Genomic DNA, 6173 nt, shown 5'->3' on the forward strand with positions numbered 1-6173 from the left:
AACTGGTTAAATTTTAACAGTGACAACTACCCTGCCAGATAGGGAGCCTGTCTTATCCCAGTACAGTACCTTGATCTTATCGCGCTGTTTATTGGTAAATAGGAACAGCGCACCGCTGCCAAGAGGCAAGTCAGTATCATTTTCGATAATCGCTGCGAGACCATTGATGGACTTTCTAAAATCGACGCTTTCACGATAAAGGTAAATGTTTGGAGCGCTGAGCATACCTTTCATGACAACGCTCCAATGAGTTCAGCAAGATAGGTGGCTGGCGTACCTTGAGGAATGCTCAGCTCCACATCATTGATGAGAAGTGTCATGTTAGCCGTAGCTATCTGGGCCTGATACTTGGTTGTCTTTTCAACGATTTCAGCTTTAATAAATCCGACAGATTCCGATGGGGTTGCTGTTTGGAGTTGACGCCGTTTGGCAAAGAACGTGGATAAACTCAGTCCATGCTCTTCACAAAAAGCGCGTTGGGTAACACTGCTGCTTTCATATTGTTCAAACAGTGTTTGCCATTCTAGGTTGGTGCGTCGTTTTACCATTTCAACTCTCCTTTGGGTTGGAGAGATGATCTTATTCTTCGTGCTGGTTAATTAGAATGCGGGGTTCGTGACACGCTTACATTTATCATAATAGGAATATTGAACGCCGATTTTTTTAGGTTTGATTGTTTTCGCTTAATAGAATGTCCAGTTTAAATTGTGCCGATCATAAGTTAGCCTCACGGAATAAAATCCGTAAGTAACGAGTTCTTCTTAGCCAAAACGGTTTTCACAAGCTTATGAAGCTTATTCGTATGTCCCTTTCTAATATTATGCTTCTCAACGAAATGACTTAAATTGAGAGGCCTATCATGTGCAAACTATCTAGCTACAGCAAATACCAAAAGCGTGTAATCAAGTTCTTAAATGACCAACTTGGTACCGATACGCCTTTCACTTATGAAAGAACCCAAACAAATCACTTAAAAGTACTTATTGATGGTGTGCCTAAGCCTATTTTTACTGGGTCGACGCCATCTGATTTTAAATCCATTAATAATTTCATGGCTGAAGTAAAGCGTGAAATTAGAGCGAGTAAAGTTGAAGAGGATGATTGCAAACCGACTCCTCAATTACCAAATCCGATAGTGGTATCTAACGATAAGCTAATACAGGGGTGCATCAAATCGCTGCGCACACGCTTGCCTGTTTTGAAGTCTCAAGAAGAAACTCGTGTTTTAGAGACTCATGAGTTAGAGGATATCAACTCGAATCGCTTAGATGCGGTAAAACATTCTATCTCATTCGCACTACAGGCTCGTAAAGACGGTGTTTACATAAAGCGAAATGAAATGAAAGAGCTTGAGCAAGCAATTCTAAAGCATTTAAATTTCATGCTGCCAACAATGGCTTATTACGCTGAACTTCTCGTTAATAAAAACAAGTGTAACCAGAAGAGTCTTGAACCTTTACCTGCAGAAACCGTGATGAACGAGTCTGATGTTCGAGAGTTTCGAGCTACGACTGTCGTGAGCATAGATTCTCCGTCGAGAGAGAGGGAGAAAGAAGAAAGCCTAACCACTTCTAAAGAAGCAAAAAAGCAGAACATTGCTCATTCAGCTAAACAAACCAAAGATTCCGCCTTAGAGTTGATGACAATGTCAGCGGATAATCGAGTGAGTTTGCTACGAAATCTGACCAAAGCGCAGGCACTAACACTCATTGATGACTTAAACTATGCGTTAGCTTTGAACCGCGAACAAGATATTGAAGCCGTTGTTGAGTTAATCCGTGAAAAAGACCTGCCTTTAGAAGCCATCATTTCTCGTTTAGAGGCCGCTTAAGGTGAAAAAAATTAACCCGCTATCGTTTAACAGTTTGGTGTTTGAATAATATGAAAACTTCTTTAGCAACTATACCTACTAGTTCAATAGGATATAACTTTGATATCGTTATTTGTCATTGGAGCGATCGCTTAACGGCTTATCGCAACTATCCAGATGGTAGACAAGATATGATTGAGGGAGGTATTGGTATTGGCCTAGATTTTATCTGTAATGAGGCGACCAGAGATGGGTGGTTATCTGCCATTCCTAAACCGTTGTTAGCTCAGAGTGAAATTTTTCCAGATCACCAGTACCAAATGCTCTGGCTTGCAGCTAATAGTGTCAACGCTAGAGAGATACTAAATGTCCGACCGATTATTCTAGCGATGCTCTGTGAGCATTACCCTGTTGATAATGAACAGGCTCTAGGACTAGCAAATCAGGGACAAAGAAAGATCCTAGAGCAACTTGGACTGGCAGGCACCAAGTCTGCGTTAAGATTTATCGATAAGTTAGATTTGACGTATGAACGTGCGGGGGAAATCTTCCACGTGATGAAGCTCCTTGATGCCAGAACTTGCCATTATAAGAGGTTCAGTCATTACAAAAAAATCAACTTCTCTAGCTTATCATTAGACAATACACATCCATTTCTGACAGGTACACGTCTAGGTCAATCATTGGAGAACACCGGCTACACAACGCGACTAAAACTAACGTTATGCATCGAAGATTCATTGCGACTTGGTCAAGCGTTGGGAGTACAAGAGCCAATGCAAAACATTGTTCGCCTTGAAAACAATGAGGCTTTGGTTGCGTTGCATGATGATTGGGTGCAAAGACATAACTTAGCTCGAACACAGTCTATGAGGCCCATTGACGCCAATATACCCTATATGCGCTACCTTTGTAAGACAGACAAGATAGAGCAGATCCAAGATTATGATGACCTATGCAAGGAAGGCGCTGAGATGCGCCATTGTATCGCTGTTTATCATAACCGTATTGCTCAAGGTCGGTATGCTGTATTTAGACTTTTTCAACCTGAGCGAATGACCATTGGGGTTAGTATTCTTCCCGGCAAATCATTTCCCTTTGAAATCGATCAAATTGCTGGCGCTCGAAATAAACTAGCAACCGAAAGTACCCGTAAAGTTATATTTGATTGGCTTGAATCAGCAAGAAAAGCCAAGATAAATTGATTGTTTTTTGTAAGCTTACCAATATCCCACACATTTTATTTTAGGTAAACGGGTCACATAATCAAAACGTAATATCGTATATCGTAGCAGTCCAATAAATCGTGACAAGGAACCTTCATGAATCTTATGCAGCAGTACCGATATAAACGCTACATAGCGAGGAGTCACGAGTTGGCAATATTGCGAGGATAAAATCGCCCAATAGCCAGCGGGCGATTCAATAACCCACTCACCATTCGATAATCATCAATAAACAGCGTCAGCAGTAGGAGCACTCCTTGGCCTTAATTGAAAGCAAATATATTACCACTCTGTTCAGTGAATTAAACCAATACGGCCTGCGTGGTAACAGCGCATTATGGTCCATCTTACCCGTCGAGTTAATCGCCAATAGCGACCGCTACACCACCGTAGGCTTACTTAAATGGGTGGATGATTACGTTGTGACACTACTTGAGCAAGCAAGGCTTGCATCGAGTGAAGCAGGACTAGTCGGATGGCGAGCAAACGACAGCAATGACATCTATATCGAGTCTCTTAATCAAGGTGGTATGTCGGGTGGGCTACTTGATATACGTTATTGGCAAGAGGTGATGCGGCCAATGCTTGAGCAGCGCTGTCTGCAGCTAGAGCAAGGGTTACAGTTTAAGCAACAGCATCATTTGGAAAGCGTGTTTTTTATTGGCGATCTTCATGCTCAGCAAGATAAATTAACCACTTTGCTCGACACCCAAGGGCTACCAGAACAGAGTGATGACTCTAATACCACCATTGTCTTCATTGGGGATTTAGTTGATAACAGCCCAAATTCAGCAACCGATCATATCGCGACGCTGAATACGGTTAAAAACTTAGTCGACAATAAACAAGCGCTTTGCTTACTAGGCAACCACGAGTTTAATGCGGTGGGTTGGTACCTAAAGGGCGCTGACGGAAAGCACCTTCGCGATCGCAGTAAAGCAGGCAATCAAAAACAACACGCGCATTTTCTCGCGCAGGTTGGTGAAGACTCGCCATTACATCAACATTGGGTCGAGTGGTTTATGACCCTGCCTTTGTATCTTAATTGTGGCGATATTCGTGCTATTCATGCCTGCTGGCACGAAGAGAGCATCGCACGCTTAGAGCAGTACCTTAATCCAGACCGTTCACTAAAATCAGAACATTGGGAAGAGGCTTTTAATCGTAATCACGAACTGTTTGGTCTAATTGAAACTCTGCTTAAAGGGCCAGAAGCACATTTGCCACAAGGCATTAGCTTTGCAGATAAGAATGGCATTGAGCGTAACGACATTCGTGTTGCTTGGTGGAAAGACGAGTACGCAGTAGATAGCTATCGAGAATTGGCGGTGGTTCCAGCTGCTCAAAAAACATCCATCCCCGATACGCCCGTTGAGTGTGGTGCAATGGCTTACAACACGCCACCTTTGTTTCCTGTCATCGTCGGCCACTACACACTCCCCCTGACACCGTTTCCGCAACCTGTGAGCGAGAGTGTCGTGTGCGTTGATTATAACGCCGCGAAGGAAGAGAACCCATTGGTGGGCTATCACGCTTATCTGCCCGGTTGGGACGAGTCACCCAACGAGTTAATCGGATCGCATGGCTTTGCGTATGCGAATGAACTGAACTGTGCTGAGGTGGTTAGCAACGGTATTACTCAACTGCTAAACGCGATGTTAGCCACGCTACCGGCAGCAAAAGCTGACAATGGCTTTTCTCAAACAGTGAGTGAAGTGCTGCTAACCGAATGGGACCCAATTGGGGTTTATGACCCTGATGAGGTGGATGAAGATTTGGCGGATGAGTATTCGCAATACGAGCCTGATGTTAATCGGTTGGCACAAACAGGCAATCTTCAGCAACTCGCGGCTTATTTACTGTTAACTGAGCAGCATGTTATTGGTGTTGAGCGAGAAGATGGCGCAGATTACTGCACAAAAACAGCGTACAAATTGGTAGAAAAATGGTCAGAGCTATTATCACAACAAAGTGAAGGCGATTTTGATAGTTTGTTCTGATAATTATTCGATATTTTTACAGTTACTCCAAACCGATGAGTTCTAAATGACTAAATATACAAGAAAAGCCAGTAAACATGGCCAGAAACCAACCTACACATTTACCGAAGTTAATAATCGAACGCTCAACGTGGTTAGAGACAATGCTGGTGATCTGTTTGAGTACAATTTTTCTATTGGGCACAAATTTGAAACGTACGCTGGTACACCAGTAGAAATGATTGGTCTTAACCCTAATGGGGGGAACCCAGATTCAGGCTACTACATCATTGTGCGAGAAATTACACCGGAAGGTTTAGGTAAGTTAACAGATGTCAGCGCACAGAATCAGGTTGATAAAATTTATTGGGGTCTTAAACAAGCTGATGATTCTTCGATCAGTGGTGAAATCAATACACAAGAGCCACAGGAGTATGTTGAAGGAGCTGTTAAACAAGTCACTGTTAATAAATATGAAAGGGATCCAAAGGCAAGAAAAGCATGTATCGAATATTACGGTACAAGATGCCAGATTTGCAGTTTCGACTTTGCGAAAAAGTACGGACCTCATGGGTCGGGGTTCATTGAAGTTCATCATATCAAACCCCTTAATACCATCGCTAAAAGCTACAAGGTAGATCCAGTTAAAGACTTAATCCCAGTCTGTTCAAACTGCCATTCAATTTTACATCGAGGAACAAATCCTCTGAGTGTTGACGGCTTACGCTCAATTCTGAATTAAGGGAGTAAAATGATGGAAAATGAAATAGTTCAACGAATTATCGCACATTTTAACAATGACGAATGTCTCGTTACAGGTAAGAAAAGCTATGAAGCGACCCTAAGAGGCAAGACTATCATTGTGAAGTGCAATGGCTGCATTGAAGAAAATATTAAAGTGCTAGATGATGGTTCTATTAGACACAAAGAGATGACATTTAATAGCTTCGTTGAATGGCTATATTGGTATGAGATGTAAGCTTATAAGTCGCTATCATTTACGCGCTTCAATTAGAATACCTCTCGTCAATGAAAGGTATCTATCATGTACAAACAATCAGGCTTTGCTCTATTTAAGAGCATAACCTTGATGTCGTGGTGATCCCCACTCGTGTAAAGACTTACAAATAACTGGCACTATTTCCGACTTTTGCTGCA

At 42.4% G+C, this 6173-nt stretch carries 7 protein-coding genes; 5 read left to right on the forward strand and 2 right to left on the reverse strand.

Annotated features, from left to right (window positions below):
* Positions 1-6 precede the first annotated feature (6 nt).
* Positions 7-234 carry an IS66 family insertion sequence element accessory protein TnpB gene (gene tnpB / locus AB4274_RS17890; protein WP_372112794.1) on the reverse strand — a complete coding sequence of 76 codons (228 nt, stop codon included), beginning with the start codon at positions 232-234 and terminating at the stop codon, positions 7-9.
* Positions 231-548, reverse strand: coding sequence for an IS66 family insertion sequence element accessory protein TnpA (gene tnpA, locus AB4274_RS17895; RefSeq protein WP_372112796.1), 318 nt, complete (start codon positions 546-548; stop codon positions 231-233). Before tnpA ends, tnpB begins: the two co-directional genes overlap by 4 nt.
* A 311-nt stretch (positions 549-859) precedes the next feature.
* Here tnpA and AB4274_RS17900 point away from each other — a divergent pair, with 311 nt between their 5' ends.
* From AB4274_RS17900 to AB4274_RS17920, 5 genes are all read left to right on the forward strand, one after another.
* Positions 860-1831 (forward strand): hypothetical protein, encoded by a 972-nt coding sequence (locus AB4274_RS17900; RefSeq protein ID WP_372112797.1) that lies wholly within the window; start codon positions 860-862, stop codon positions 1829-1831.
* 50 nt (positions 1832-1881) lie between these two features.
* Positions 1882-3015: a PcfJ domain-containing protein gene (locus tag AB4274_RS17905; protein WP_372112799.1), complete on the forward strand. Its 1134-nt coding sequence runs from the start codon at positions 1882-1884 to the stop codon at positions 3013-3015.
* A 278-nt stretch (positions 3016-3293) separates the two neighbouring features.
* Positions 3294-5036: a metallophosphoesterase gene (locus AB4274_RS17910; protein WP_372112801.1), complete on the forward strand. Its 1743-nt coding sequence runs from the start codon at positions 3294-3296 to the stop codon at positions 5034-5036.
* 46 nt (positions 5037-5082) lie between these two features.
* Complete coding sequence (locus AB4274_RS17915) at positions 5083-5757, forward strand: HNH endonuclease (protein WP_372112803.1); 675 nt, start codon at positions 5083-5085, stop codon at positions 5755-5757.
* Positions 5758-5766: 9 nt separating this feature from the next.
* Positions 5767-5994 carry a hypothetical protein gene (locus AB4274_RS17920; protein ID WP_133151372.1) on the forward strand — a complete coding sequence of 76 codons (228 nt, stop codon included), beginning with the start codon at positions 5767-5769 and terminating at the stop codon, positions 5992-5994.
* Positions 5995-6173: the final 179 nt, after the last annotated feature.

This window comes from Vibrio sp. 10N.261.55.A10 (genome assembly GCF_041470825.1).
Taxonomy (GTDB): Bacteria; Pseudomonadota; Gammaproteobacteria; order Enterobacterales; family Vibrionaceae; genus Vibrio; species Vibrio crassostreae_C.